The following is a 26,594-nucleotide window of genomic DNA, read 5'->3' as shown; positions in this document are numbered from 1 at the left end:
ATTTAAAAGTAACATGACTGTCGAGTTGGATATTTTCGTAAGCTTCTCGCGCTTCAAGTGATACTAAATCACCCCCCCTGAGTCATCCGACGATAGTGCCCAAGCGTTTTGGATAGATATTCTTTTATAATCATGGTCTGATGAGAACACTCTGACCTCCATATACTTTCACCGATAGGAGAGACAACTTCGCCATATTGTGACGACGTAACATGAATGATTTCATAAAAGCGGCGATTGTCTTTGATTAGCGATTCAGCGACTAATCTGAGATCGAGCTTTTGTAGTGTCTTGCGCAGTGCAAACTGATGGTGAACAGGACAAAGAAGAAAGTCGAGAGCCAAGGTAGGATGACGGGCTTTAAGTGCGCAGATCAACTCAATCATCAAGTCTCCGCCAATACCAGCAATAATGATTAAATGACGGCCAGAAAAGGTATTGAGTGGAATGTCAGCGACATCCAGACAATGCGTATGCCACCTTTTTCCTTGATAGAAACGTACCAGCTTTTGTTCTAGAGATTGCATTAGCTTAGGCACAATATCGACGAAATGAATTGTTCGTGGATTTGCGGGTACACTATCAAGCAGAGCTGCTCCCAGAAAACCATGATCACAGCAACAGTCCCATATGTGGTCGTACTTTTCAGAGACCATCTGTTCAATCTGTTGCAATCTTTTACTCAGTTTCACTGGCTTTACCATCGTCGTTAAAACTCCTGCATTGTAATGACTTTTTGATAATTTGCGATTGTTTTATGACGGTTTAATGAGTTGGAGATTTACTCTCTTAGGGTACTTAGTAGAGGACAGTGATCGCTCAATTGATACTGATTCAGTTGCAGAGCTGAAAAGGAATATTGGTGTGGACTTGAAAGCGATAAATCTGCTGAAACAATGATGTGATCGATCAGGTTTCGATAGCGAAATAGTTTTCCATTCCGACCTTTTTGTTGGCAGGTCGCTGGTGTTTTACCAGTCGCTAAGATAGCGGACGGAATTCCATTCGTCATTTCTGTCCAGAGCCAGTCATTGGGGTAGGATAGGTTGTGGTTAAAATCACCCAAGATAATAAAAGGTTCCTGATTAGTTGTTCTGTTCTTGATCCATTTTGCCAACACTTCTCCTTGTTGTTTTAGTGTTGTGCAGGATTCTTTCGATGGCTTCCACTTGCCAAAACAACCACTTTTTAGATGAACGGATAAGAGGTGGATTTCTTTCTTTCCATCCACTTTTAATTTTAGGTAACTAGCAAAACGTAATTTTCGATTTTTTGTTAGTTGAATATCTTCAGGATCGTGGGTTACGAATGAGGCACGAACGGCGAATCCAGTAAATTGATTTATATCGTCGAACTGTAAACTTTTCCAACGATGAGTGGAGCGGTCGGATATAAATATGCGGTATTGGTCTCCCACGACGCTCTTAATTGCTTCTAAATCATTTACTTCTTGAAACGCGAGAATATCTGGCGATAGCTGAGAAAAAATACGCCGCAGTTCTACTATGTCGTTGTTGCTTCGCTGCGGTATGTGCAGATCGCTAACTGTCTTATTGGCCGAAGTAAGCCATTCTAGGTTCCATGTTGCAATAGATGTCGCGCTGGATTGGTTGGTGAAGAAGTTACCAATGAGGAAGAGCAGACCAATAATAATGCGAGCTAACATTTTGAAACCTGATAAAAATAAAACTCAAATGATATTAACACTAATTAAAAAGCTTTCGAATCATAGCCAAAAAAAATAGCTTACGCAGATTATTTTTCGTAAATGAGACCTGTAGAGAAAGTTTGTTCTGTTTCTTATCTTGCGCTGATTTCTTTTGATCTAAATCAATACTGCTCTAGTGGCATCTCATTAAATTACACCCCAACATATAGTAACCAATAAATAAAAATTGCCCATATAGTGTGTTGCGGTGAATATGCAATCACGGACTAAGGAGAAAAACGGTGAAACCTATCGTTATCAAACGGGATGGCTCAAAGGCGGCGTTCAATCGGGATAGAATTCAGGCTGCGGTAGAAGCTGCGGCGACTCAACCAGATAAAGAAACGGCCATTTACGCACTCAATGTAGCATTAGCGGTAGAGCTGCAACTGGAAGGTAAAGATAAGGTACACATTGCAGAAATTCAGACGTTGGTCGAAAACGAATTAATGCAAGGCCCCTACAAACAATTGGCAAGAGGCTACATCGAATATCGTCATGACAGGGATATTGCGCGTGAAAAACAAAGTGCGCTGACTCGTGAGATTGAAGGTCTTATCAACGAAAGTAACGCTGACCTGTTAAATGAAAATGCGAACAAAGATGGCAAAGTGATACCTACTCAGCGAGATCTTCTCGCAGGGATTGTTGCAAAACACTATGCAAAAACCCGAATCCTCCCTCGTGATGTTGTTCAGGCTCACGAGCGAGGCGATATTCATTACCATGATTTGGATTACGCTCCATTTTTCCCAATGTTTAACTGCATGTTAATCGACCTAAAAGGTATGTTAACAGGGGGATTTAAGATGGGTAACGCCGAAATAGATACACCAAAATCTATTTCTACCGCGACCGCTGTAACAGCACAGATCATTGCCCAGGTAGCCAGCCACATATATGGCGGAACAACGATCAATCGAATAGATGAGATTCTTGCTCCTTACGTTACCGAAAGTTATAAAAAACATTTAAAAGTTGCCCAAGAGTGGGAAGTGAAAAATCCAGAAGCATTCGCAGACGCTCGCACTGAAAAAGAGTGCTATGACGCCTTTCAGTCTCTGGAATACGAAGTGAATACTTTGCATACAGCGAATGACCATTATGTAGTGAAAAATGTTGTTTCGATGATGGGTGTGTGTGCGTCCTATGTTAAACAAGTATTTTGTTCATTTGCTATCCATGCCTTTAAATTTAGTACTTATAAAGTCAAAACAACAAAACCTCTCCAAGTTGCATTTAATGTTTTCTCACGAGAGTGCTCTCACAAATATTTAAAATTAGAAAACATTCAAAAACAAGCCTTTCAACTAGCAGCTTAAAAATAAAAACTAAAATCGGAGAAAAATCATGATACTGAAACAATTGACATCAGTGGTAGTCAAACGTGATGGCGCTAAAGTAGCGTTTAACCCTTTGCTTATTAAAGCTGCTGTCGAAGCTGCGGCAAATAGCATCAATTCTAAGAATCAAGAAATTGGCGATATTGTTGCATCTAATGTATCGGAATTGCTGATGGGTCAGAGAGAAATCCATATCTCTGAAATTCAGAATCGAGTAGAAAAAGATTTAATGCATGTTGATGAAGATGTTGCTCGTGCATATATCGAATATCGTCATGATCGTGATATTGCGAGAGAAAAAGCAAGTAAACTAAGTGAAGAAATTTCAGGGTTAGTTGAACAAAGTAATCTCGAAATATTGAATGAAAATGCAAACAAAGACAGTAAGGTAATTCCTACCCAACGTGATTTACTTGCTGGTATCGTTGCAAAGCATTACGCAAAAAATCACATGCTTTCCCGTGACATTGTACAAGCACATGATAAAGGCGAAATCCATTACCACGATTTGGATTATGCACCATTTTTCCCTATGTACAACTGTATGGTTGTTGATCTTGAAAACATGCTGACTAATGGATTTAGGATGGGCAATGCTGAAATTGAAACTCCAAAATCTATTCAGACAGCAACAGCGGTAACTGCACAGATTGTTGCTCAGGTAGCATCCCATACTTATGGTGGAACCACTCTTAACCGTTTGGATGAAGTATTAGCTAAGTATGTGACTAAAAGCCATGAGAAACATTTAGCTACGGCACATCAGTGGAATATTCCTAATCCAGAAGAATATGCCAAAGCATTAACTGAAAAAGAAGTCTTTGATGCCTTTCAGTCGTTAGAATATGAAGTGAATACACTTTTTTCAAGTAACGGACAAACCCCATTTTTGTCGATTTCGTTTGGTTTAGGTACTAGTTGGGAATCAAAACTAATCCAAAAATCAATTTTAAATAATAGAATCAAAGGATTAGGGAAAAATGCTAAGACAGCAATCTTCCCTAAATTGATCTTTACAATTAAAGAAGGTATTAATCGTTCAAAAGGTGATCAAAATTACTACATAAAACAACTAGCTCTAGATTGTGCTACTAAACGTATGTATCCAGATATAATGAATTACGAGCAAGTGGTTAAAGTAACAGGATCATTTAAAGCTCCAATGGGATGTCGTAGTTTCTTGGGGCGTTGGACGGATGAGAGCGGAAAAGAAGTTCATGAGGGTCGAAACAATTTGGGGGTTGTAAGTCTTAACCTACCGCGTATTGCATTAGAGGCTAATGGCGATGAAGCGAAGTTTTATGAAATTTTAGATCAGCGTTTGACGTTAGCTCGTAAAGCGCTAGATACTCGAATCGACCGTCTGCGCGGAGTAAAAGCAAGAGTTGCTCCAATCCTTTATTGTGAAGGGGCATTAGGTATTCGTTTAAATCCTGATGATGAAGTGATGCAAATATTTAAAAATGGACGCGCTTCAATTTCACTTGGTTATATTGGCATTCATGAAACTGTTAATGCTCTTTATTCTGATATGGATACACATATCTTTGACAGTGAAATACTTCGTCAAAAAGGTATTGCGATAGTACAAAGATTACGTGATGCAGTAGAACAATGGAAAGAAGAAACAGGATTTGGTTTCAGCTTGTACAGTACGCCAGCAGAAAACTTGTGTAATCGTTTCTGTGCGTTAGACACAAAAGAGTTTGGTGTAGTGAAAGGTGTGACAGATAAAGGTTATTACACTAACAGTTTTCATCTTGATGTTGAAAAAGCTGTAAACCCTTACGATAAGATTGATTTTGAAATGCCTTACCCTCCAATTGCGAATGGTGGTTTCATTTGTTATGGGGAATATCCAAACATGCAACATAACATTGAAGCACTAGAAAACGTTTGGGATTATTCATATGACCGTGTCCCATACTACGGGACTAATACGCCAATTGATGAATGTTATGAATGTGGTTATCAAGGTGAGTTTACCTGTACCAGCAAAGGTTTTACATGTCCTAAATGTGGTAATCACGATCCTAAAAAGGTTTCTGTAATTCGTCGTGTTTGTGGATATTTGGGGTCTCCAGATTCGCGACCATTCAACATGGGTAAACAGGAAGAGGCAACTCGTCGAGTTAAGCATTGCTAATGAATTATCATAAATATCATCAAGTCGATGTTGTGAACGGAGAGGGTACTCGTTGTACCCTGTTCGTTTCAGGGTGTGAACATCAATGTCGGGGCTGTTATAACCAAGGCACATGGTCTCCTAACTCTGGCCATCCATTTACCCAAGAGTTGGAAGATCAAATTATTGCTGATTTACAAGACACACGTATAAAGCGTCGTGGTTTGTCGCTATCTGGTGGGGATCCACTTCATCCTGCAAATATTTCAGCCATATATCAATTAGTATCAAGAGTAAAAGCAGAGTGTCCTGATAAAGATATTTGGATGTGGACTGGGTATGTGATTGATGAGCTCACCTCTGATCAAAAGTCCATAGTTGATATGATTGATGTGTTGATAGATGGTAAATTCGAACAAGATAAATATGATCCTGCATTACTTTGGCGAGGTTCAAGCAATCAGATTATCCATCGATTTACGCGTGTTCATAGCTAATTTAGTCAAAAATATTGTTGGTGAGGTTTTCGCTTCGTTGAGAAACAACAGTACCAATGCCAACAACTTTGAAAAAACTCGAAGGAGAAAGTAATGGGAATTAAACCAGGACCAAAAAGAATTGCTGATTCAACTGGTAAACCAGATAGGCGTCAACGGGATAATAAAAATACTCCCGGAAATACCCCATCTCTTAAGCCGCATAAGCACAAAAAAGGTGATTAATAAAAAGGCGATTACAACTTATTTCAAATAAGTCTTTTTGAACGATAGATTGGTTATGAATAATAACATATTAGGAACGAATACATATGGTATTTGTTGCTTTTATCGTTCAAAGACTTCTACAATATATTGCTATCTATAAACAAGAGCTCTGCTTGTTATAAAATGATGGGTTCTGGTGTGATATATGATTTCCCCCTTATTTTTACATACCTTTGAAATGAGTTTTTGCTTCTAATTTTATACTGTATAAATATTCAGCTCTTGACTTGTTTTTACTATATGTAGCGATATAATATTTAATCGAGTACCATATATTGATTTTGGAGGCGTTATGCAGATACAAAATATTCGTTCACGCATTAAATCTCTCAGACAATTGAGTGACAGTGATAAAGAATTTAGCTTTGAACTCTTATCCCATATTACTTCGAATTTAGATCTGACTGACAGTCAGTTAAGTCAGCTTCATACTGCATATAAGGCCATTGGCTCTTATTTAGCTAATAAAAGTGATTGGTTTTCTGATTGCTATATATATGCTCAGGGCAGTGTTGGAATTGGAACCTCAGTCAAGCCGATTAATGAAAATTCCGATATGGATATTGACCTCGTCTTACATCTACCTTCTCAAGAATATCCAGCAACCACGCATGATGCTAATCAATTGCTTTGTAGATTGATCGAAGAACTTCAAAACTCATCTCGATATAAAGATAAAGTGGAAAAAGAACCGAAACGTCGGTGCGTAACAATGCAATACGGTGGTATGAGTGGACAGGGTTTCCATATGGATATCACGCCTAGTATGCCAGAAGATATGACTGCCCCAAGTCGCAAAAATAACGTACGTGTTGCAGATGTAAAATCCGCTAATAGTCCATCTCATCCATACGGTTATCGCTCTTGGTTCAGAGGCATATGTAACAAAGAAATACAGTGGAGTAGAAGAAGTACTTACAGATCAAATCAAGAGCTAAAAGCTGGTACAGTAGAAGACCTTCCTGGGCAAATACGGAAAACAGTCCTTCAGATCATTGTTCAGTTGCTAAAACGGCACCGCGATATATGGAGAAACAACGATTTCAATATCTATAAAGATTACGCTCCAATTAGTATTATCATCACTACACTAGCAGCAAAAGCATACGATAAATGTGTTGCCTCAAGCAAAGAATACGATAATCCTTTCGACCTAATGCTGGACGTACTTGATGAAATGCCGAGTTTTATCGAATGTAAGCGCTCGTCAGATGGTTTAATTATATATTTCATTTTCAATCCTGCACTACCTTCTGAAAACTTTGCAGATAAATGGCACGAAAAACCTCAACTTGCACATGCTTTCAATGATTGGTACAAACAGGTACTGACCGATATCATTGAGCTACTTGAGTTCGACAAAGGACTTGATCAAGTCATCGGATCAGTAGCATCTTTGTTTGGTAATCAGGCTGCTCGTGGGCTTCAGGCAAAACTCGCAGATACTTTAACAGAAAGAAGAGCATTAGATCGAGCCGTAGTCGTATCAGCAGGTTTGGGACTGTCTAACTCCGTTAGAGCCAAACCAGTACCCAAACACAACTTTTATGGCGACGTTGAAAAATAGCTCTCATGGCTTATGTATTGCGCTCACAACTAAATGCTCTAATAAAGCGATACCCTACAGGTAGAGGGCGAATCATTAAAGTTAAAGGCGGCCTTCAACTCGAATGGAGGCAGCAACTTCAGCCTACTCGGTTTGCTAGGAAATATGAGGTTTTAGTTCGGTGGTACGGAATTAATGATATCCCTGATGTTGAGATTTTATCCCCAAACCTACAAGAACTGGCTAACGGTAAACGTTCTCCACACGAGTTTCTTTCAAAGAAAAATACTAAGCCTTGCCTGATGTTTAATGGTAAAGGCTCAAAGGATTGGACATTTAATATGCTTATCGCGGAGTCGATTATTCCATGGACAATGGAGTGGCTATATTATTGGGAACTTTGGCTATCTGATGGTGAGTGGCGCGGAGGTGGCGTTCATCCTGGCGAATTAATGATTGAACAATATAAAGAGCGGCTTCAAAGCAGTAAGGGTGCCAAAAGCAAGGATAAGTTCCGATGAGTCTATTTCACAGTGTAGTAACTAAAGCCGCAGACTATTTTTTTCGAAAGCGTTCACCTGCATTAATTGTGTTCCGAGGTGGGATATCATTGCTTACAATGACGCTACTGGGTAATTTCGCTTTTAATGCTCGATATGAAAATACACATCAAGCTTTCAGTATAAATATTCCCAGTTCAGATCTGCCTATATCACTTTTGACCGTCGGTTTTTATTGCGGTGTAGCTCTTGTAGTCATTGGACTTATTTGGGAAATTCATAGAGATGTTGCTGAGAGACGAAAACTGTCAAGGCAAGTGGTTATCTCTCTGGAAGAACGAGGTTTAGTAAATACTTCAGATTCTCCTCTTTCGACATTTATTCAATTACAATATAAAGGTAAACGGGTAGATCCAATTGTAATTGATATTAGAGATAGCCTTGCTAATGGTGCTGTAAATTACCCTGTACCGGCATTACAAAAATTTTTAGCTATTGAAAATAGTATTGAGGAAAGAAGAAACCAGATCGGTGCAGATGACGTAGAGATCATATATGGTGGTCTGGTTCCTGTCCCTTTCGCTTTTCTAACTGGTTATTTAATTGATGATGAATCAAAAGTGGAGGTAACTGACTGGGATCGTCAGATATCTAACTGGCGACATCTTGATGGGAATGATGATGGTGAATCTTTCTTAATTAAGCATTTATACCAAAACCGTCAGAGTCGCGAATCCGTTGTGGCAATTTCATTCTCCTATCCAGTAGATACTACTGGTATTAGCAAGTCGTTCCCAAATTTGCCTCAAATTCACTTAAAACTTGACAATATACGCTTTGATAATCATTGGTCGAAAAGGAAACAGGATCGTTTAGCCTATGAATTTGTCGAAATTGTGAAGTCATTGATTGCTGATGGAGTTGAACAGATTCATCTTGTTCTGGCATGCCAGAACAGTGTGGCTTTTCGGTTTGGTCAGGCTTATGACAGACGGAATCTACCACCAATTACTGTATATCAATATGAAAGAAGTAAGGTTAATCGATATCCATGGGGCGTGTATATACCACAGTCACAGCAAGAGTTGATTCAAGTTATTGATAATAAATATTATATTATTGAGGCTGGTTAGTTTGTCAATGATTTGAATTAAGATTTACCTATTAGCTGTTGGGAAAATATACAAAGGAGTTAGTGCCTTCATTATTCTTCACTTTTTCCAATTAATTTTATGAACTCAAGTACTTGACTTCTTTGTTCTTCAGATAGTTTTGATATAGCAGTAGCTATCTCCGCTGTAGAGTCATCCTCACAAAAGAAATAATTCAAAGGAACACCGAGTTCTTTAGCCAGCAGCTTGAGTGTCCGCACATCCGGAGTGTGCACCCCCTTTTCATATTGATTCATTCGGGCACTAGCTGTACCAGATTCCATGCCGATACTAATCCCCAAGTTTTTTTGGGAGATTTTCATTTTTTTGCGGGCTTCTTTGAGGCGCTTTGGGATTGGGTTGTCTGTTGACACTTATGTTTCATACTTATTTGACTCGTCGATACTAAGATTGTCTTAGTTTTACTTATTTATGTATACTAAGCAATACTTAGTTTTTGTATTGTTCGAGTAATAAATGAAACGTTCTCAAAAGATAAACACATATATTTATAAGTTGTTAATAGAAACAAAGATGGATGGGTTTTCCGTTATTGAGGCCAGAGATGTCGCTCGCTTGTTCCCTGAAAGCCCCAAAGATATCAATGAACTCCGCAAGATTGTTTATCGACAATTATTAAAGTGCATAGAATGCGGATGGTTGCGCTGCGAAGGTTCTCGCAGAGAAAAACGTTACTTCAAAACGGACGAGTTTAATTCTATTTCTTTTGAACCTCGTAAACCTAAGTCACGAGTAAAAAAGAACATTCCTAAAGTATCTGTTACGAATCAAGCTAATAGAGATTACTCAGAACTTACGATTGAGCGCAATCGGTTAAAGGGAGAGCTGGAAGTTACTCTAGGAGAGATAGAAAAATACAAAGCATTAAAAGAGCAATATCCAGAGCAATTTCAGCTTCTTGAACGTCTGAACGTTGCTGCTAACGAAAAAGCAGCTTTGTTTATGGGCAATATTAATGCAATTACAAATATGTTGAATTCGTTGTCACATGAGAGAGCGTAGTATGTTAAGAAAATGGCAAGCAGAATGCGTCACTCAGGCGATGGAAAAGTATGAATCTGGTTCTAACCATTTCTTCTGTCAGGCGACACCAGGAGCCGGTAAAAGCATCATGTCAGCTACACTGGCTAAAACATTACTCGATAAAGGTATGATTGACCTCATTCTTTGCTTTTCACCTTCTGTTGCTGTAGCTGATGGCATGAGGGCTACGTTTTCGATAACCATCAATTGTCCATTCAACGGAAGTCTAGGCTCCATAGGTCAGTCACTGACTTATCAGTCAATCCAGTATTTAGGCGATGACTTTTGGCGAACCATTGAAAAATATCGGTTGCTTGTTGTATTTGATGAAATACATCACTGTTCTGGCGACGAGCCAGACAGAGCCAATATTTGGGGGCAACAAATATTGGCTCGTATACAAGGTGTTGCTACCTATACGTTAGCTCTGTCGGGAACTCCTTGGCGTTCAGATAAATTTCCGATTGTTTTGGCTGAATATAGTGATCCGGAAGGCAAACTATTTTGTGATTATCAGTACGGCTTAGCCCAAGCTATAGCTGACAATGTCTGTCGCAAGCCTAAAATAGTCTTGGTTGATAATGAACATTTAACGATTTCAGAAGGTTCTGAGAAAAAATCATTTGCTTCTATTCTTGAACTCCTTAAGCAATCAAAGACGTCGTATCAGGATGTAATTCATAATACTCAAGCGATGGAGTATATCCTCGGCTTAGGATGCCAGAAACTTAATGAAATCCGGAAAGAGTCTTTTAATGCAGGAGGTCTTGTTGTTGCGTCATCGGTGAAGCATGCAAAACAAGTACTAAAAATATTGACCGAAAAATTTGGTCAGTCAGCAACATTAGTAACCTACCATCATGATGATCCTCAATCTGAAATTAAGGCTTATCAAACAGGAGCAACTCAATGGATTGTGAGTGTCGGCATGATAAGCGAAGGTACCGATATTCCCCGCTTACAGGTGTGTTGTCATATCAGCTCTGTAAAAACAGAACTTTACTTTAGACAAGTGCTTGGCCGGATATTGCGAGTTAACGATAGTCCAAACCAGGATGCCTGGCTTTATACGTTTGCAGAGCAGAATTTAATTGAATATGCAGAGCGTATAGAGCATGACATTCCTGAAACCTGTCTCTTTGCCAAAATTGGTAAAGAAGAGTACGTCCGAGAGTTACACGCAACAAATCAATGCGGTGAAGTTGAATCTGTGCCCGCAAAAACTATCAAAGGATATAGCCAGTTAGATTGGGGAATTCAATCCAAACCTTCCACACCAGGTCGTGGAGCTGACGATATTTTTGATGAAATCTGGTTGGGACGATTTCGTGAGCGTGTAGTCTCAGCATTTTTATAACCAACGACGATGTTTCATCAAGCAATAGACTTCTAAGGAGTTGATATGTTCTATATCGGTGTTAGCCATTATTACGCGACGGGTGAAGGCGTTACAATTTATGTTGCTAGCGGTAGCGAAGAAGCAATACGGGCAGCCATTCCAGAGTATTTTCATCAAGGGCTCACTATTTTAACCCCCGCAGAGTGGCTAAAAGCTGCTGTAGGGGACTGCGAGGATAAATATCACCAATCTGATGCGGATGTTCTTAAAACCTATGTGCCGGTGTTGTGGAAGCAGATAGAGGAAAGAGCTTTAGAAAGAGGATGTTATCTAGATTTTTTCATGAAGCACCATTTTAACTATGCCTAATGTGAACTAGGGGGATTTCAGTGAAGATTTTATATTTCGACATGCTTAGTTTGTTCTATTCGAATGAACATTTTCACAGTAATGCAAGTGCACATTCCAAGTACAAAGAATGGTTTTATACCCGAACAAAGACACTTTTAGAAATGGTAGAACCGGATTGTCAGGCTATCGAAAAGCTAAGAAATGCGGCATCAGAAGCGGGGCTACTACTTTACCCCTTGGGGACTTTTTACAATCGAGCATACCTTATTGAACATGGCGTGTTCTCCTGCAATGAATTAGCGCCTGAGACCGAATTACCATTCAGGATGAAAATGGATGACAACAATCCTGTACGTAGGATGATAGCACACGCATATGCATTGAATGCCAAATGGTATGTTTGCGGTGAAATTGGCTCTGAAGAACTATTACAACCTTATCCAGATCGTCATTTACGTTCAGAATTTGGGAAAGGAGTAACTAGTGAGCTAATCGCTAAAATTCGCGGTTTAAAATCAGCGGACTATTAAATTAACTTACTGGAATAATACCGATGCTTGTGAAAAAGAGACGAACTGTAGACCAGATAGCAGCTTCAATCAGAAGCAGAAACCACGTTGATGACTTCCCTTCTGCTGAAAGAATGAAATTTTATGAACAGTGGAAATCAGGAATGGCTTCAAGAATGCTTGATGGCATATTTTTATATCAAGAAAAGCGTACAAAGATTGAACTACATGAACTTGAGCAAGCGATTTCTTATACATACAAAAGGCAATTGATATTGTTTTCGGTAAAAGCTGCAGCAATTTATGTTGTAACTGCTGCTGTGTCTGTAATTCAACTTATGTAGATAGATAGAACGCGGCGAATCTTTTGTCATACTGATTCAAGCCAACATACAAACTATATTGACTCATTCCCAAAGGATAATTTGTTGTCGGTGCCTAAACATAGATGGAGTGCTCAGCTTGCTACCTGAAAACGCAACTTCTTTCTTAAGTTTCTTTACGTCGTTACGGCAGCAACCTATTTCTGCTGGACTAGCGCTAAACAAGCCAACCGGGAGTTTTCGGTAATTGCAGTGGCTTTATTGAGGTTATTGATGGGTACCGGAACTGCTCGAATGCCTAGTTTTTATTTGTGTTAAAAATTGAATCTTTGGTCGCTAAAGAGGGCTACAGTTTTCTCTATAAAACTAAAATGATTGCCGCTCTATAAATGTACAAGGCAATTTTACTTGTTCGGTATGGGTCTGCCCTTCCAATATATACTGTAAACCCCATTTGCCCATATCAAGATGAGGTAACGCCATGGTAGATAAACCCGGTTTAAGTGTTTGTGGGATTGGGTCCATATTATCAAAGCTTCCTATTGCGATATCTTTACCTACCACTATCCCTTTTTGTGCCAGGTAAAAATAAACTTGCATGGCGAGCTGATCTTTACCGCAGACAATGGCATCCGGTGGCTCAGGTAAAGCTAATAGCTCATCAAGTACGTTTTCTGTGATATACCGCTCCTGGCCATTTTCTTCTATCACGGCATTGCGTGCATAAACATCATCAATTTGAATTCCTGCTGCATAATGGGCGTCAAAATACCCTTTTTGACGTTCTGCTGCAGCAATAATACGTTTGTTCAGGTTTAGAAGAGCAATACGTCTAGCACCTTTTTTGATCATTCGAGTAGTTAGATCGTAGGCCGCGAGGTAATCATCTGGCACAACGCTGGCAATACGTTGTGTTGGACTAAAACAGTTAACTAACACGGTTGGTAAGTTGTGTAAATCCTTAGGCAAACTTACAGGCTTGTGATACATACTGGCATAAATGACACCTTCTGCCCGAAACTGAAGTAGTTGCTCTATGGCTTTTTTAACTGAATCGTCGTCCGGCTTAATGTTTAATACCATCAATAGCTTGCTATGTTGCCATGCCAGTTCTTGTGCCCCCTTGATAATTTCGATGGAAGCTGAAGTTGTCGACACTTCATCAGAGATGAAGCCGATCACACCGGATTTGGCATTACGCATCATTCGAGCCGCACTATTAGGCCGGTAGCCTAACTCTGCTATGGCTTTTTCCACTTTATTTCGCGTTTCGGGCTTAACATTAGGTTCATTATTAATAACACGAGATACTGTTTTAAAAGAGATGCCGGCTCTTGCGGCGACTTGCTTAATGGTGACCATAATTACCTTAATCAGAGTAAATAACGGCATAGAACAACTATGCCGTGCGTTAAGTTATTTTACAGATTTTCCACTGTCATCAAAGAGATATACGTCGTTTAAATCAGCACATATTTGAATTGACTCACAGTTGTCATTACTGTAATACCCTCTGAGTTCAATCGATATACTTGTATCGTCAAACAAGGCGTAAAGGAAGCTGTGTCCCCCAAGATTTTCCACGACTTGAGGTGTAACATCCAAAATAAAGTCCTTGTCATTACCCAGACGAAGGTGTTCAGGGCGAATACCTATAGTTACTGGTGTACCTTCCTGGAGATTTTGGTAACGAGTTGGCAAAATAATTCGAGTGGAGCGACCAAGATTGATAGTAAGTTCTGTTTCGGATTGTAGTGCAACAACACCAGATATAAAATTCATCTTAGGTGAGCCGATGAAACCTGCAACAAATAGGTTGTTAGGATTTTTGTACAACTCCAACGGTGCTCCAATTTGCTCTACCCGACCTGCATTTAGAACTACAATTTTGTCTGCAAGGGTCATCGCTTCAACCTGGTCATGAGTCACGTAGATCATGGTAGATTCTAGTTCCTTATGGAGGCGGGCAATCTCCATACGCATTTTGACTCTAAGTTCAGCATCAAGGTTTGATAGTGGTTCATCAAACAAAAATACATCAGGATGTCGGACAATTGAGCGCCCAATGGCTACACGTTGGCGCTGTCCTCCAGAAAGCTCGGATGGCTTCCGATCAAGCAATTTTTCAAGATGAAGAGATTTTGCGGCAAGCATAACCTTATCCTCAATCTCTTTTTTGTTCATCTTAGCTAATTTCATGCTAAATGCGATATTTTCAAAAACGGTCATATGCGGATAGAGTGCATAAGATTGAAAAACCATCGCAATCCCGCGATCTGACGGCTGCAATTCATTAACACGTTCACCACTTATTGTTACTTCACCATCAGTAATTGATTCTAGCCCTGCAATCATTCTGAGTATGGTTGATTTGCCACAACCAGAAGGGCCGACAAAAACCACAAACTCTCCATCTTTGATATCCATACTCACATCATGAATAGTTTGAGTATCACCAAATCGTTTGATCACATTTGTTAATTTTACACTTCCCATATTTACTCCTTAAGCGGCTTTGGTGATGATGTTTGAGATGTTATTAGCAGAACAAAAGCTTAGTTCATTAATAGTCACTTGCCCTTTTAGACAGATCATTTCGAAGCCGTTTACCATTTGATCAAAAGAAAGATCGGTTAAGCAAAATTCACCATCCTGAAGTAATAGTTCACTTGAACAGCGATCGATAACGGCCGTAAGGGTCAGAAATTCTGCTTGCGGGAGAACTAAAGCAATTTCGTGTTCAAAAGTATCGCTATATTTTTGTTCACCCATTTCAGCGATTGAGCGGGTGGTTATTATTTGGTAACCATCTGGAGTTCTATTTATGGTGTAAAAAAGACTATCGTTGCCAAACGGTTTACATTGGATGATGGTACCTATTTCCATATACAATGCGGTACTTAATATACCAGCAGTATAAGATGGGGTAATCAATACGTTTTGTTTCTGGACTAAATTGATCCCCTGCGCACTGTGCGGAGTATTTTTTATTGTCCATTCTTTTGGTAACGTATGAGTCAATCGAAGTCCGCTTGATGTGTGAGTTAGTTTTAGACGGCGAGGAGAACTCATTGCACTACGCCAGCTAAGAGTTGGAACTTCGTTAGCATATTGCCAATTGCTCATCCAGGCAATTGCAATGCGACTACCGTCTGTTACATCAGACCAGGTTTGAGCTGCATAATAATCGCGACCATAATCGAGCCATAAAACGGTATCTGGGTTGTGATGGTTGATGAAATACTCGCCATCAAATTGCCCTATAAAGTATTGTGTACCCGAACCGCCTGCAAAGCTTCCTCCCTGGACGCCAACAATGAGAATCCAATAAAGATGGTTATCACCTTCAATATTAATTGGGAACAGATCCGGACATTCCCATGGAAGAGAATCATGTGCACCATCATATTTCCCAAATGAAGAAGTTTTGCTCCATTTTTTGAGATCTCTGGAGCGATAAAAACCTATTTCCTGCCCTTCAGTTACGACCATAACCCAGTATTGTGTTGGTTCATGCCAGATTACTTTTGGATCACGGAAGTCTTTTAATCCAAAATTTGGCAGGATCGGGTTTTTTTGATATTTTTTCCAACTGAAACCTCCGTCCTCACTATAAGCCAAATTTTGCATTTGGGTGCCATCTGTCCCATCCGTCGGAGCGATACATGCTGTGTAGAAGGCTATAATGCCGGGTTGAGTGTTGTTATCAAATAAACTACTCGTATTTTGCCAGTCAATAACTGCACTGCCGGAAAAACACATTCCTGTTTCGTCAGGTACTAATGCTGGTGGGAGGTGTTCCCAATGTAGCAAATCAGAACTAACTGCATGACCCCAATGCATCGGTCCCCATTTATTCCCATATGGATAGTATTGGTAGAACAAATGATATTCTTCATTGATGTATACTAATCCGTTTGGATCATTCATCCACCCGAAAGGGGGGGTGAAATGTATCTCTGGTCGAAAAATGTCTTTTGTTAGCTGTTTCATCTTATAAACTCCGAAAATTACCCTTTAATGCCAGAACCGGCTAAACTTTGAACAAATTTGCGCTGAAAAATCAAGAAAATGACTAATACAGGTAAGGTTATTAAGGTCGCATAGGCCATTACTTCTCCCCAAGATGTTGAAGTTCCAAAGAATTGCTGAATCCCTAGCATAACTGGACGAACATCCTCACTTTGAGTGACTAACACAGGCCATAAATAGGCGTTCCAGTTACCTAAAAATTGCAAAATTGCAACCGTTGCAAAAACAGGACCACTCATTGGCACTATGATGCGCCAATAGATTTGGAAAGGTTTTGCTCCGTCGATGGCCGCTGCTTCATCAAAGTCTTTTGGAATATCTTTGAAGAATTGATAAAACAGGAAGATGGAGAAGGCATTTGCCAGACCGGGAATAATCTGAACCTGAAAACTGTTGAGCCATGAGTGTTCTATGACTAATCCGTTATTGTCGAACCCTAACCAAGGCAGATGAGCGACAAGGTTGAGAAGAGGGATCATAATGGCTTCTCCCGGAATTATGAGCAGAGAAATAATAAAGCTCAGAACCAAGGTTTTCCCTCTCCATTCTAAACGTGAAAGAGAGAAAGCTGCCATTGAGTTGATCAGTAAACCAAGTATTACACTGGAGCCGGTAATAAATATGGAGTTGAAAAAAAACTTACCGATACGACTCTTTTCAAAAACGGCGGCGTAGTTATCAAACGATATGTGTCCTACAGGTAACACTGCGTTGATCGAATACAGGTCAGTAAAGATTTGGTTTTCCGGTTTAAAGGAAGACGAAATCATAAATAGCAAAGGAAAGACAAAGATGTAAGCAAGGACGAGCATCACCACATAAGTGAGCATCTTTTTGTAGCCTGCTTTTGGATCGACAGATTGATGCATTACTTGCTCTCCTTTTTGTCGAAAAGACGTTTCTGAAACATGGCAATTGCTAGAATAATTAGGAAGTAGATAACACTAATGGTGGAACCGTAAGCAGTATCCATTTCTCTAAAGCCTTTTTGTATCAGGTGGTACATGACGGTTGTTGTTGAGCCTTGAGGACCACCACTGGTCATGACATCGACTTGGGTAAATAGACCAAATGCAGCAATCGTTGTAGAAATGACAATAAATACCATGGTGTTTTTCAGGCCTGGTAGCGTGATATAGCGGAACTTCTGCCAAGAATTGGCACCATCAATACTCGCAGCTTCATACAGGTCTTTAGGGATACCCTGCAGGCCAGCTAAAAAGATCAGCATCTGTACTCCCGCGCCTTGCCAGGAGGACATAATTACTATCGAAGGCATAGCCCAGCTTTTATCTCCAAGCCAGTCGATAGGACCAATCGAGCCAAATGAGAGGACTCGAAGATATTCGTTAATTAATCCAGAGTCTTTGTGGTATAAAAATGTCCATACGATGGAAACCACAACCATAGAGGTCACTACCGGAGCGAAGTAAACAGTACGAAAGAAGTTGGTCCCTTTTAAACTTCGGTTTACTAACAATGCCAGACCTAATGCTGTTCCTCCTTGTAATGGAACAACCATCATAGCGAAAAGAAGTGTGTTCCAAAGTGAAAGGTAAAATGTGGGATCTTTGGCTAAAATCACCAGTTTACTGTCGTTTGAAAGAGAGACACTACGTAGTTCATAGTAACCATGCAGCTCTGGGTATTGCTTGCGGATCAGTGTGCGCAACCGTGGGTAAGTTACCTGCCCGTCGCGATTAAGTTCAAGTTGCCCATTTCCATCCCGATTGGGTTCGACCACCAAGAAGTTAATACTTAGCAGACGTTCATAATTACTCAGTCCAATCATTTCGACCGGGTGAGGGGACATCATACGTTGGTTTGTAAATGTCATGGTTATTGCCGTTACAAATGGCACAACGATAAACATTAGTAAGCAAAGGAAGGCTGGAGCTCCCATAATCCAGCCATACTTTTTCTGTTGAGCTTCGTAGCTATATTTTGATTTACTGTGTGTTTTCGTCAGTGTAGTTGTCATAGTGCTCATATCAGCCCCTTACAGATCAAAACCATAACCTTGGTTAGCTTTAATATTTTGTTCAATATTATCTACGGCCATATCCAAGGCATCTAATGGATCTCCACCGTCAATGATGTTTCGCATAGCTTGATCAAATGAATTTGAAATTACTGGGTAAGCTGGTGTTGCTGGGCGAGTTTTTGTATAACTGCTTGAAAATTTATAGAAGAGGTTCCACTGACCATCGGTTTTATAATTTTTTGAAATTGAAGCAGCCTCAGGTTTGGTTGGTACCAGATTCGTTTTATCGACAAATTTAGCTATTTCTTCTGGTTGCATGATGAATGAGATAAATGCGGCAGCACCTTGTGGGGTCGGACAGGATTGAGTAATGCTCCATTGCCAGGACCCCCCCCCAATTACCGGACCGTTACCGAGATCTGGAGGTGGCAGAATGGCCAAATCATCGCCATATGCTTTTCGATAATCTTCTGCGGACCAGCTTCCCGTATAATGAATGGCGACACGACCAGTGACAAATCCTTTGTCATTAGCAGGTTTTTTATCTATGTAATTATTATCAACAAGATTTTTGAACCACTTGGCAAACTTGACTGCATTGTCTCCATTGAGTACACCATCGGCCTGGATGTAATTGGATCTGTCAATTAAATCACCACCAAAGCTCTGTAGTAGAGGTCCCCAACCGTAGCTTGGCCATTCTCCACTCCAGGCGGCATTGAGATCCAATGGATAAAGGAAGTCACCAGATGCTTTAAGAGTAGCCAGCACCGCATTAAATTCCTGTTTGTTCCAAGGCTTATCCATGGTTGGGATACGGATGCCATATTTTTTCAGAATAGAATAACGCGAGAACATTACCAGAGCGACATCGAACTGTCCCAAAGAATACAGATGACCTTTATAAAGACCTTTACCTCCATCCAGGACGGTTTCGTAGTCTTTTTTGTCCAGTAAGCTATCAAGTGGACGAATAAAACCGGACCAGGCAAAACTTGGTACTGTTGGCTGATCTATTGTCATTGCGCATGGAAGCTGATGTGCCATAGCCGCTGCTGTGATTGACTCGTTGTATGCTCCTTCGGGAATTGACTCTACCACCACTTTCCATTTGTCTTGTGATTGATTAAAGCGTTCAACCATGGCAGCGCTTGCCTGCATTTCTTCATCGCCAGTCTGATGACGCCATACCTTGACTTCTGTTGGAGTTGCCAGCGCATAGTTTGAGGCAACGGTTAAATATATCAATAGTGCTGAATTTGAGTATTTCATTGTTTCACCGTAGACAATGTTGTCATTATTTTCCTTGAGTGAATGTTAACCTTAGCAAATAGTGATTTATAGTGTTTAGCATGATAAAAATCACCATTTATTATGTTTATGTTAAGCTAATCAAAAAATTAATGCTGAAATAAGTTGTCACATTGATCGTTGTCACATAAGAATAACTTATGAATTGAAATGACAATGTTGTCATAAAGAATAGTCGAAAGTTATCCAAAAGCGTGATTTTTCCCCATTTACAAAAGAATGTGAACTATATGAAGTCGATATACAAACTAACCATCATTGCTGCGTTATGTGCAACTCAATCAATGCCTGCTTATGCAGGCGATAATAATATTTTAGCTTATTGGAAGTTTAACGAAGGAAAAGGTAACACGGTTAAAGAGCAAATATCGAAACGTGATGACATCGTTGAATATGTATTTACTCATGGACGCTACATCCCAAGTCGGGATCCTGATTGGAGAACCAAGGGTATTGAAGGCGATGCTTTGCTGTTTGATGGTTACTCCAACTTTATGAAAGTACCAGGTCTTTCTCCGAAATCACTTGAGTCAGGGTTTACGGTTGCAGCATGGGTTGCACCAGATGCGTATGAGTGGGGGGATGGCAAGAAATTATCAGCTATTGTGAGTCAGGCAGATGAAGATGGCCGGAAAGGCTTCACATTTGGAGTTTATCGCCATGGTACTTGGGGCATCACCCTCGGATTAGGTGATAGCAAAGCTGATTTTTTGGTGAAAAGTATACGACTTCCTAAAGATCAATGGTCTCATATCGCCGCGAGTTATGATCCTAAGTTGCACCATGTTGAACTATTTCTAAATGGGAAAAAATTAGCAACTGCTCCTGTTGACGAAGGGAAACAACTAGTAAGCGCAGATATTGCTATGCAAATAGGGCGTCATACACAAGCGCTAAATGTTGCGGGTATATTCAAGTTCAATATGTTTAAAGGACTAATGGATGATGTGATTATTTATGGTAAACCATTGTCTGAAGCGGCTATGAATAAGCTAGTTACAAAGACAGGAACACCGCCTAAGTTAACGTACAAGGATGTTCGTATAGACCCTGCTATGTATGCTCAGGATCGCCATCGTCCTCAATTTCATCTTGGGGCGACCTCTCATTGGATGAATGAACCTCATGCTCCAATTTATTACAATGGCAAGTATCATTTGTTTTATCAGCATAATCCCTTCGGCCCATTTTGGCATCAGATTCACTGGGGGCACTGGGTTAGTGATGACATGGTGACGTGGAAAAACATGCCGGTAGCGTTAGCCCCTGAAGCGGGTAGTTTAACACCCGATGGCGTATGGTCTGGCAGTGCTACTTATGGCCCACATGGAGAACCATTGCTGTTTTTTACCGCGGGTAATGATAGTCAAAAACCTAATCAAAGGACCGGTCTCGCCTATCCCGCAGATTTAACTGATCTAAATTTAACAAATTGGAAATACTACGATAAGCCAGTAACGCTGCAAAAAAAAGGAATTGGTGTTTTTGGTGAATTCCGCGACCCATTCGTATTCAAAGATCCAGAAAAAAATCTTTGGTATGAGCTCGTGGCATCTGGTGTCCCAGGTGAAGGCGGAACCGCACTCTTATATACCTCAACCGACATGGTGAACTGGAAGTATCAAGGCAACCTGTTTGAAGTGGATCACGATAAGTATCCATATTTAGGTACGGTTTGGGAATTGCCAGTTTTTCTACCCCTTGCCGTTGATGCACAGGGAAGACAAAAATATGTATTTCTTATTAACCCTCACGGTCCCGGTGCGCAGGTTGATGTTTTTTACTGGATTGGTGAATTTGATAGTAAGAAATATAAGTTTATTCCAGACCAGGAAGCACCAACGTTATTGGATTTTGGAGGGGGGCATCTTACTGGACCAAGTGGGTTTGTTGATCCTAAAACAGGTAAAGCTACGTTATTCACAATTGCTCAAGGTATGCGTACTCCTCAGTTTGATTTTGATTCCGGATGGGCTCATGGTGCCGGTTTGCCTTTGGAATTGACGTTAGGTAAAGACAATACACTTCGGATTGCACCACTTAAAGCATTTGAAAAGTTACGTCAAGCATCCGTAGTTAACGTAACCAATTCCACGGTAGAGCAGGCGAACAATGTGTTGAAGAATTTCAATGGAGACATGTATGAAGTGGAGTTAGTCGTTGATTCAAAACAAGCAAGTAAATTTGGTATTGAACTTCGTCGCAGTCCTAATGGTGAAGAGAAAACGCTGATGTATTACAACAAAGCCGATCAATCCCTCAATGTCGACCGTAGTCAGACATCGCTTGATCCCGATGTGCGTTCATTCGGTCTGCAAAAAGGTAAGTTATCTCTTATTAACGGCAAATTATCATTACGAATTTTTGTTGACCGATCCCTTATTGAAGCCTATGCGAATCAGCGAAATAGTATAACCACACGCGTTTATCCTCTTCGGGCGGATGCAACAGGTGTTAGGCTTTTTAGTAACGGCCCTCTCAATATTGAAAAAATGACAATCTGGCCAATGTCTGCTGCATCTGGAAAGACAAAACCAGCCTGGTATCCTGATAACTTCGATGCTGAATCCTATCATCAAAGTGGTCTAGTTAATCATGATTTTTCGAGTTGTGATCTGACTGGATGGACTGTGCTTGAAGGTAATGCGTTTAGTAATGATGGTGTTGTTAGTGATGAAAAATTCTGGGATCGAATATTTTTTAATCCATCAACACGAATTCCGGGTAAATGTCATTTCTGGGGATTTAAGTCCGGTGGTGATAGCGCAACGGGACGCATGAAAAGCGCAAATTTCATTCTTGGTGGAAATGGGCAGATTAACTTCCTGCTTTCTGGTGGAGAAGACATCGACAATCTATACATTGCCTTAGTGCGCAAATCTGACAATAAGATCCTGATGAAAGCAACAGGTATCGATTACGAAGAATATCAACGAGTGTTCTGGGATGCATCTAACTATATCGGTGAAGAGCTCTACTTATTGGTTGTAGATAAAGATACCGGAGGTTGGGGGCATATAAACCTGGACGATATACATGTACCTACAAAAAACAAGTCTCATTAACCTGTGGTGAAACAATGAAAAAAAGAATGATGTCATTGAGTCTACTTGCTATCTCAATCAGTACTATTGTGAATGCTGAAGTCAATAATAATTCAATCAATGTAAGTTTGGATAAGGCTTCTGTTGATTCAAAAGTCTTGGCAGAAAAGCAGATAAAACTACCAGATAATAATGTTAAGAAAGAAGTGAACCCAGAGTATGACAATTTAGAAGTACAGGTTGTCTACAATCAACCAACAGCTTCAACCATACATGGTAACTACATTACTAAGATGGAAACTGAAATTGAGTACAACGATGAGGGTGAGGCAACTTGGTCAAAAGTGAAGTATGTTTTGGGTGAAGGTACAATTCGTCCTCAATCTTGGGGAAATTGGTTCCTGGCCTACCACGTAGCTCGAGAAGATTTTTTCGCAGGCAAGCCATACAGTGAACAATTTGAGGATGGAGATGTGGGCAACTCAATTATAGAGTTTCAGCCACACTATGTACAAAACACGGATTGGGGCCATTGGGGCATTAATGTTGGTATTTCTCATGAAAGCATTTCCGGTGGTTTATTTAAGCCGCGGATTCGACCTTTCGGTAGCTATAGAATCACTGATAATGTTGAGGTGTTCACTTCTTGGATGTTCTTCAAAGAGATGTTTTATAAAAAAGGAAATACCGATAATAATATTCTAGAAACTGATTCATCGTTAACGTATCACTTTGATAAAGGGAATGTTGCTCTAGGCTATTTCGCCAAATTTGGTAAAAATATCGATGATGACCATTCACGAAACTACGATGATGGTAGCAGTCATACTGAGTTTGGTCATTTCTCAGAACTTACCTGGAAACCAAGAATCCATTATCGGTTTGATAATGGATTAGGAGTGACGCTTTACAGCGAGTTTGGAAAGTATGACAACCCAACCACCCACCCAGCAGCTGGGCAGACTTATGACCGATACGAAGAGTGGTACCGTAAATATGGTGTATTTATGGAATATCCTATTCGGGGTGATTTGATACTTTTCGGAGAAGGAAATTATCGTAAAGGCCGTATAAAAGAAACGTATACCGATCAATCAGCTTATGAAACACGAGACCGAACTAATCGTTTTGGCATGATTGGACTTAATTTCTTGTTCTAAGGGGTAATTTATGAAATCGAATATATTTAAACTTATGCCCCTTATGGGAGCGATTCTTATAACTGGATGTAAGCAAGATTGGCCGGAACTTAATAGTCCTGGAATTCCGCCCGTAGCACCAGTGGGGCAACAGATTGCTAGTTTTGATAACCCAATGCTTACTGGGGACTGCGAAGATGCAACATTCTGCTGGGCGGGTTGGAATGTTATTCAAAGTGCAGATGTAGATAGTGATGCATTTGTCTTTGGTGCAGCGAATGAAAAAGTCATGACGCCTGCCGGTGGGTGGACAGGCGCTGGAATCAGCAATTGGTCTGATGAATATAATGGTGATAGTTTTATTCAAACCATTGGCCAGACGGAAAATAATATAACGGATGCGCTTACAGGCGAATTAGTTTCTCCTCCAATTCTTATTGAGAACAACTATATTCAAGTGCAACTTGCAGGGGGCAGTCATTCGATCCTTTCACTTGATGGGATGACCGGTGTTGTTTTGGAATTACTTCCAGCAGGAGCGAATTCTAGTTATCCATATGCATCTCCTGCTGAAGTGATTGGCTGGGCATCAGGTGACGACTCTAATACATTCAAATGGAAAGCGTTCAACATTTCCCAATATAATGATGGTACCCGATATCTTCGTATCAGGGTTATTGATAAAAATACAGCAGGCTGGGGTCAAACAATTGTTGATAATGTTTATCGGTCGGATGAATTGGTTTCAGAGTATGATCTTATTGATAATTCGATGATTGGTAGTTTCGATTTAGATTCCGTGGGAACTAATGCTGCAGGCTGGACATCAACATTTACATCTGATGTTGTTGGAAACCAGGAAGGTAGTCCTATCGTTATTGGTGGGCAAGCTGTTAACACTTGTATTTCTGGTGCCTGCGATTCAACAACAGGTACCATGACAAGTGGCCAGTTTGAAATTAAGAAAGATCACATCAACTTTGCCACTATTGGTGGTGATGTAGGTAAACAGGTATTTGTGAAGTTATTAGTTGATGTAGATGACAACGGTAGCTTTGTTGAGCAATATTCAGAAACACCAACGATATGTAACGTATCAGGTCAACCGTATTGGGTTAATTGGGATGTTTCAGTGTGGAAAGGCAAGCAAGCTAAAGTAGAAATAATCGACAATGAAACTGATGCTTGTGGCTTTATTGTTGTTGACCAAATCCATCAATCGAATATCTCGCAATAATTTTTGAAACGAAGCGAGGTATATATTTGCCTCGCTTTTCATTACTCCAAATTGCCTGATTTCAGGTTAACGATAAAGAGAAAGAAAATGAATAAAGTGTGGGTAACCGGTGATGCGGTTGTAGATCTCATTCCCTATGATGAAACTAAATATTTAAAATGCCCTGGAGGTGCTCCAGCGAACGTTGCCGTGACTATTGCTCGATTAGGGGGACTTACTGGATTTTTTGGCCGGGTTGGCAATGACCCTTTTGGTAGATTTATGGAACAGGTTTTGTCGCAAGAAGGGGTTGATACGTCTAATTTAGTAGTAGATAACAACCAGCGTACTTCGACCGTTGTGGTTGAGTTAGACAGTACGGGAGAGCGCAACTTTACCTTTATGGTTAAACTTAGTGCTGACCAGTTTTTTATGAGCGAGGATATTCCGCTGTTCAGTAAAAATCAATGGCTGCACTGTTGTTCAATTGCACTGGCTCATGAACCTTCACGCTCTGCAACATTGGAAGCGATGAAAAGAATGAAAGCAGCTAAAGGCTATGTCAGCTTTGATCCAAATCTCAGACCTGAAATTTGGGATAATCCCGAAGAACTGATTCCAAATGTTATGCAGGCTGTAGAGTTAGCCGATATGGTTAAGTTTTCAGAGGAAGAGTTGCTCTTACTGACAAAAAAATCGTCGTTACGGGAGGCACTAAAGTTATGGCAGCTCTGTAAAGAAAAGCTAATCATCGTAACCTTGGGAGCGCAAGGAGCTCTGACTCTATTTAATGGTGAGCAACGAGTGATTGTTGGAAAAACGGTTGAGAATGTCGTTGATACCACTGGTGCAGGAGATGCCTTTGTAGGGGGATTACTGGCCAAGCTATCACAAAATCAAAACTGGAAAACCTGGCCTGCAATTGAAGCGGGAGTGAACTGGGGAAACAGTTGTGGCGCGTTAGCTACCACGAAAAAGGGGGCGATGACTGCGTTACCTGCCTTTAAACAGTTGCAGTCTGTTATGGTCCATTCAAAATCTTTCTTTAACTGCATTAGTTCAGACTTATAGACTGGATATTAAGAGCTAACTTGTTATTTCGGAATGAAATTTAGATGGAAAAAGGCTTCATTTATGATCAGATAATCGTCGCCAAATCAAAACC

Annotated in this window: 24 protein-coding genes and 1 pseudogene; 16 read left to right on the top strand and 9 right to left on the bottom strand. The window is 40.3% G+C overall.

Features of this window, described 5'->3' with window-relative positions; genetic code table 11:
* Positions 1-68: 68 nt before the first annotated feature.
* A complete protein-coding gene (locus tag EES38_RS12480; RefSeq protein ID WP_124937537.1) occupies positions 69-704 on the bottom strand; it encodes a tRNA (adenine(22)-N(1))-methyltransferase in 636 nt (211 codons plus the stop codon).
* Between the two features lie 77 nt (positions 705-781).
* Positions 782-1,666, bottom strand: a complete 885-nt coding sequence (locus tag EES38_RS12475) for an endonuclease/exonuclease/phosphatase family protein (RefSeq protein ID WP_124937536.1) — start codon at positions 1,664-1,666, stop codon at positions 782-784.
* Positions 1,667-1,950: 284 nt separating this feature from the next.
* Between EES38_RS12475 and nrdD (EES38_RS12470) the strand changes: the two are divergent.
* From nrdD (EES38_RS12470) to EES38_RS12445, 7 genes and pseudogenes are all read left to right on the top strand, one after another.
* Positions 1,951-2,805, top strand: a pseudogene (nrdD, locus tag EES38_RS12470) (anaerobic ribonucleoside-triphosphate reductase); the annotation flags it as partial.
* Positions 2,806-3,073: 268 nt separating this feature from the next.
* Positions 3,074-5,197, top strand: a complete 2,124-nt coding sequence (gene nrdD / locus EES38_RS12465) for an anaerobic ribonucleoside-triphosphate reductase (RefSeq protein WP_208020451.1) — start codon at positions 3,074-3,076, stop codon at positions 5,195-5,197.
* A complete protein-coding gene (gene nrdG, locus EES38_RS12460; protein WP_124937533.1) occupies positions 5,197-5,673 on the top strand; it encodes an anaerobic ribonucleoside-triphosphate reductase-activating protein in 477 nt (158 codons plus the stop codon). The genes nrdD (EES38_RS12465) and nrdG overlap by 1 nt, the downstream gene beginning before the upstream one ends.
* A gap of 93 nt (positions 5,674-5,766) precedes the next feature.
* Positions 5,767-5,898: a hypothetical protein gene (locus EES38_RS22625; RefSeq protein WP_262021754.1), complete on the top strand. Its 132-nt coding sequence runs from the start codon at positions 5,767-5,769 to the stop codon at positions 5,896-5,898.
* Between the two features lie 334 nt (positions 5,899-6,232).
* Positions 6,233-7,507, top strand: coding sequence for a nucleotidyltransferase domain-containing protein (locus EES38_RS12455; RefSeq protein ID WP_124937532.1), 1,275 nt, complete (start codon positions 6,233-6,235; stop codon positions 7,505-7,507).
* 5 nt (positions 7,508-7,512) lie between these two features.
* A complete protein-coding gene (locus EES38_RS12450; RefSeq protein WP_124937531.1) occupies positions 7,513-8,007 on the top strand; it encodes a type II CBASS E2 protein in 495 nt (164 codons plus the stop codon).
* Positions 8,004-9,119 carry an SAVED domain-containing protein gene (locus tag EES38_RS12445; RefSeq protein ID WP_124937530.1) on the top strand — a complete coding sequence of 372 codons (1,116 nt, stop codon included), beginning with the start codon at positions 8,004-8,006 and terminating at the stop codon, positions 9,117-9,119. Before EES38_RS12450 ends, EES38_RS12445 begins: the two co-directional genes overlap by 4 nt.
* Positions 9,120-9,190: 71 nt before the next feature.
* On the opposite strand, the gene EES38_RS12440 is transcribed toward EES38_RS12445, so the two are convergent.
* Positions 9,191-9,511, bottom strand: coding sequence for a helix-turn-helix domain-containing protein (locus tag EES38_RS12440; RefSeq protein ID WP_124937529.1), 321 nt, complete (start codon positions 9,509-9,511; stop codon positions 9,191-9,193).
* A gap of 103 nt (positions 9,512-9,614) precedes the next feature.
* On the opposite strand from EES38_RS12440, the gene EES38_RS12435 reads away from it, so the two are divergent.
* The 5 genes from EES38_RS12435 to EES38_RS12415 are packed head-to-tail and all read left to right on the top strand — an operon-like array spanning position 9,615 to position 12,724.
* On the top strand, positions 9,615-10,160 hold the full coding sequence (locus EES38_RS12435) for a VspR family transcription factor (protein ID WP_124937528.1): 546 nt from the start codon (positions 9,615-9,617) through the stop codon (positions 10,158-10,160).
* Between the two features lies 1 nt (position 10,161).
* Positions 10,162-11,538: a DEAD/DEAH box helicase gene (locus EES38_RS12430; RefSeq protein WP_124937527.1), complete on the top strand. Its 1,377-nt coding sequence runs from the start codon at positions 10,162-10,164 to the stop codon at positions 11,536-11,538.
* Positions 11,539-11,583: 45 nt separating this feature from the next.
* Positions 11,584-11,889, top strand: coding sequence for a hypothetical protein (locus tag EES38_RS12425; RefSeq protein ID WP_124937526.1), 306 nt, complete (start codon positions 11,584-11,586; stop codon positions 11,887-11,889).
* Positions 11,890-11,909: 20 nt separating this feature from the next.
* Positions 11,910-12,401: a hypothetical protein gene (locus EES38_RS12420; RefSeq protein ID WP_124937525.1), complete on the top strand. Its 492-nt coding sequence runs from the start codon at positions 11,910-11,912 to the stop codon at positions 12,399-12,401.
* 23 nt (positions 12,402-12,424) lie between these two features.
* Complete coding sequence (locus EES38_RS12415; RefSeq protein WP_124937524.1) at positions 12,425-12,724, top strand: hypothetical protein; 300 nt, start codon at positions 12,425-12,427, stop codon at positions 12,722-12,724.
* Positions 12,725-13,069: 345 nt separating this feature from the next.
* Here the strand turns inward: EES38_RS12415 and EES38_RS12410 are convergent, their stop codons facing one another.
* Genes EES38_RS12410 through EES38_RS12385 form a run of 6 tightly spaced genes read right to left on the bottom strand, consistent with a single transcriptional unit; the run spans position 13,070 to position 19,991 of the window.
* Entirely contained in the window at positions 13,070-14,095 is a 1,026-nt protein-coding gene (locus EES38_RS12410; protein ID WP_208020440.1) for a LacI family DNA-binding transcriptional regulator, read from the bottom strand.
* 24 nt (positions 14,096-14,119) lie between these two features.
* Positions 14,120-15,199, bottom strand: coding sequence for an ABC transporter ATP-binding protein (locus tag EES38_RS12405; protein WP_124937523.1), 1,080 nt, complete (start codon positions 15,197-15,199; stop codon positions 14,120-14,122).
* Between the two features lie 9 nt (positions 15,200-15,208).
* Positions 15,209-16,696: a glycoside hydrolase family 32 protein gene (locus tag EES38_RS12400; RefSeq protein WP_124937522.1), complete on the bottom strand. Its 1,488-nt coding sequence runs from the start codon at positions 16,694-16,696 to the stop codon at positions 15,209-15,211.
* 17 nt (positions 16,697-16,713) lie between these two features.
* Positions 16,714-17,604: a carbohydrate ABC transporter permease gene (locus EES38_RS12395; RefSeq protein ID WP_124937521.1), complete on the bottom strand. Its 891-nt coding sequence runs from the start codon at positions 17,602-17,604 to the stop codon at positions 16,714-16,716.
* Complete coding sequence (locus tag EES38_RS12390; RefSeq protein WP_208020439.1) at positions 17,604-18,725, bottom strand: carbohydrate ABC transporter permease; 1,122 nt, start codon at positions 18,723-18,725, stop codon at positions 17,604-17,606. The genes EES38_RS12395 and EES38_RS12390 overlap by 1 nt, the downstream gene beginning before the upstream one ends.
* A 9-nt stretch (positions 18,726-18,734) precedes the next feature.
* Positions 18,735-19,991, bottom strand: a complete 1,257-nt coding sequence (locus EES38_RS12385; protein WP_124937520.1) for an extracellular solute-binding protein — start codon at positions 19,989-19,991, stop codon at positions 18,735-18,737.
* Between the two features lie 269 nt (positions 19,992-20,260).
* On the opposite strand from EES38_RS12385, the gene EES38_RS12380 reads away from it, so the two are divergent.
* The 4 genes from EES38_RS12380 (at position 20,261) to EES38_RS12365 (ending at position 26,500) form a co-directional block, all read left to right on the top strand.
* Entirely contained in the window at positions 20,261-23,095 is a 2,835-nt protein-coding gene (locus EES38_RS12380) for a GH32 C-terminal domain-containing protein (RefSeq protein ID WP_124937519.1), read from the top strand.
* Between the two features lie 14 nt (positions 23,096-23,109).
* Positions 23,110-24,234: an OmpG porin family protein gene (locus EES38_RS12375; RefSeq protein ID WP_124937518.1), complete on the top strand. Its 1,125-nt coding sequence runs from the start codon at positions 23,110-23,112 to the stop codon at positions 24,232-24,234.
* Between the two features lie 10 nt (positions 24,235-24,244).
* The gene (locus tag EES38_RS12370; protein WP_124937517.1) at positions 24,245-25,450 is read left to right on the top strand and encodes a hypothetical protein; all 1,206 of its coding nucleotides are present in this window, start codon (positions 24,245-24,247) and stop codon (positions 25,448-25,450) included.
* A gap of 87 nt (positions 25,451-25,537) precedes the next feature.
* Positions 25,538-26,500, top strand: a complete 963-nt coding sequence (locus EES38_RS12365; protein WP_124937516.1) for a PfkB family carbohydrate kinase — start codon at positions 25,538-25,540, stop codon at positions 26,498-26,500.
* The last annotated feature ends 94 nt before the right edge of the window (positions 26,501-26,594 follow it).

The sequence above is a fragment of the Vibrio viridaestus genome (assembly GCF_003856525.1).
In the GTDB taxonomy this organism is placed as follows: domain Bacteria; phylum Pseudomonadota; class Gammaproteobacteria; order Enterobacterales; family Vibrionaceae; genus Vibrio; species Vibrio viridaestus.
The sequence above is the reverse complement of the archived record's forward strand: the minus strand, read 5'-3'. Positions and strand labels throughout refer to the sequence as shown.

Excerpts from the sequence above, each read along its gene's own strand:
- EES38_RS12480 (WP_124937537.1), bottom strand. The coding sequence starts at position 704 with ATGGTAAAGCCAGTGAAACTGAGTAAAAGATTGCAACAGATTGAACAG.
- EES38_RS12475 (WP_124937536.1), bottom strand. The coding sequence starts at position 1,666 with ATGTTAGCTCGCATTATTATTGGTCTGCTCTTCCTCATTGGTAACTTC.
- nrdG (WP_124937533.1), top strand. The coding sequence starts at position 5,197 with ATGAATTATCATAAATATCATCAAGTCGATGTTGTGAACGGAGAGGGT.
- EES38_RS22625 (WP_262021754.1), top strand. The coding sequence starts at position 5,767 with ATGGGAATTAAACCAGGACCAAAAAGAATTGCTGATTCAACTGGTAAA.
- EES38_RS12455 (WP_124937532.1), top strand. The coding sequence starts at position 6,233 with ATGCAGATACAAAATATTCGTTCACGCATTAAATCTCTCAGACAATTG.
- EES38_RS12450 (WP_124937531.1), top strand. The coding sequence starts at position 7,513 with ATGGCTTATGTATTGCGCTCACAACTAAATGCTCTAATAAAGCGATAC.
- EES38_RS12445 (WP_124937530.1), top strand. The coding sequence starts at position 8,004 with ATGAGTCTATTTCACAGTGTAGTAACTAAAGCCGCAGACTATTTTTTT.
- EES38_RS12435 (WP_124937528.1), top strand. The coding sequence starts at position 9,615 with ATGAAACGTTCTCAAAAGATAAACACATATATTTATAAGTTGTTAATA.
- EES38_RS12430 (WP_124937527.1), top strand. The coding sequence starts at position 10,162 with ATGTTAAGAAAATGGCAAGCAGAATGCGTCACTCAGGCGATGGAAAAG.
- EES38_RS12425 (WP_124937526.1), top strand. The coding sequence starts at position 11,584 with ATGTTCTATATCGGTGTTAGCCATTATTACGCGACGGGTGAAGGCGTT.
- EES38_RS12415 (WP_124937524.1), top strand. The coding sequence starts at position 12,425 with ATGCTTGTGAAAAAGAGACGAACTGTAGACCAGATAGCAGCTTCAATC.
- EES38_RS12410 (WP_208020440.1), bottom strand. The coding sequence starts at position 14,095 with ATGCCGTTATTTACTCTGATTAAGGTAATTATGGTCACCATTAAGCAA.
- EES38_RS12405 (WP_124937523.1), bottom strand. The coding sequence starts at position 15,199 with ATGGGAAGTGTAAAATTAACAAATGTGATCAAACGATTTGGTGATACT.
- EES38_RS12400 (WP_124937522.1), bottom strand. The coding sequence starts at position 16,696 with ATGAAACAGCTAACAAAAGACATTTTTCGACCAGAGATACATTTCACC.
- EES38_RS12395 (WP_124937521.1), bottom strand. The coding sequence starts at position 17,604 with ATGCATCAATCTGTCGATCCAAAAGCAGGCTACAAAAAGATGCTCACT.
- EES38_RS12390 (WP_208020439.1), bottom strand. The coding sequence starts at position 18,725 with ATGAGCACTATGACAACTACACTGACGAAAACACACAGTAAATCAAAA.
- EES38_RS12385 (WP_124937520.1), bottom strand. The coding sequence starts at position 19,991 with ATGAAATACTCAAATTCAGCACTATTGATATATTTAACCGTTGCCTCA.
- EES38_RS12380 (WP_124937519.1), top strand. The coding sequence starts at position 20,261 with ATGAAGTCGATATACAAACTAACCATCATTGCTGCGTTATGTGCAACT.
- EES38_RS12375 (WP_124937518.1), top strand. The coding sequence starts at position 23,110 with ATGAAAAAAAGAATGATGTCATTGAGTCTACTTGCTATCTCAATCAGT.
- EES38_RS12370 (WP_124937517.1), top strand. The coding sequence starts at position 24,245 with ATGAAATCGAATATATTTAAACTTATGCCCCTTATGGGAGCGATTCTT.
- EES38_RS12365 (WP_124937516.1), top strand. The coding sequence starts at position 25,538 with ATGAATAAAGTGTGGGTAACCGGTGATGCGGTTGTAGATCTCATTCCC.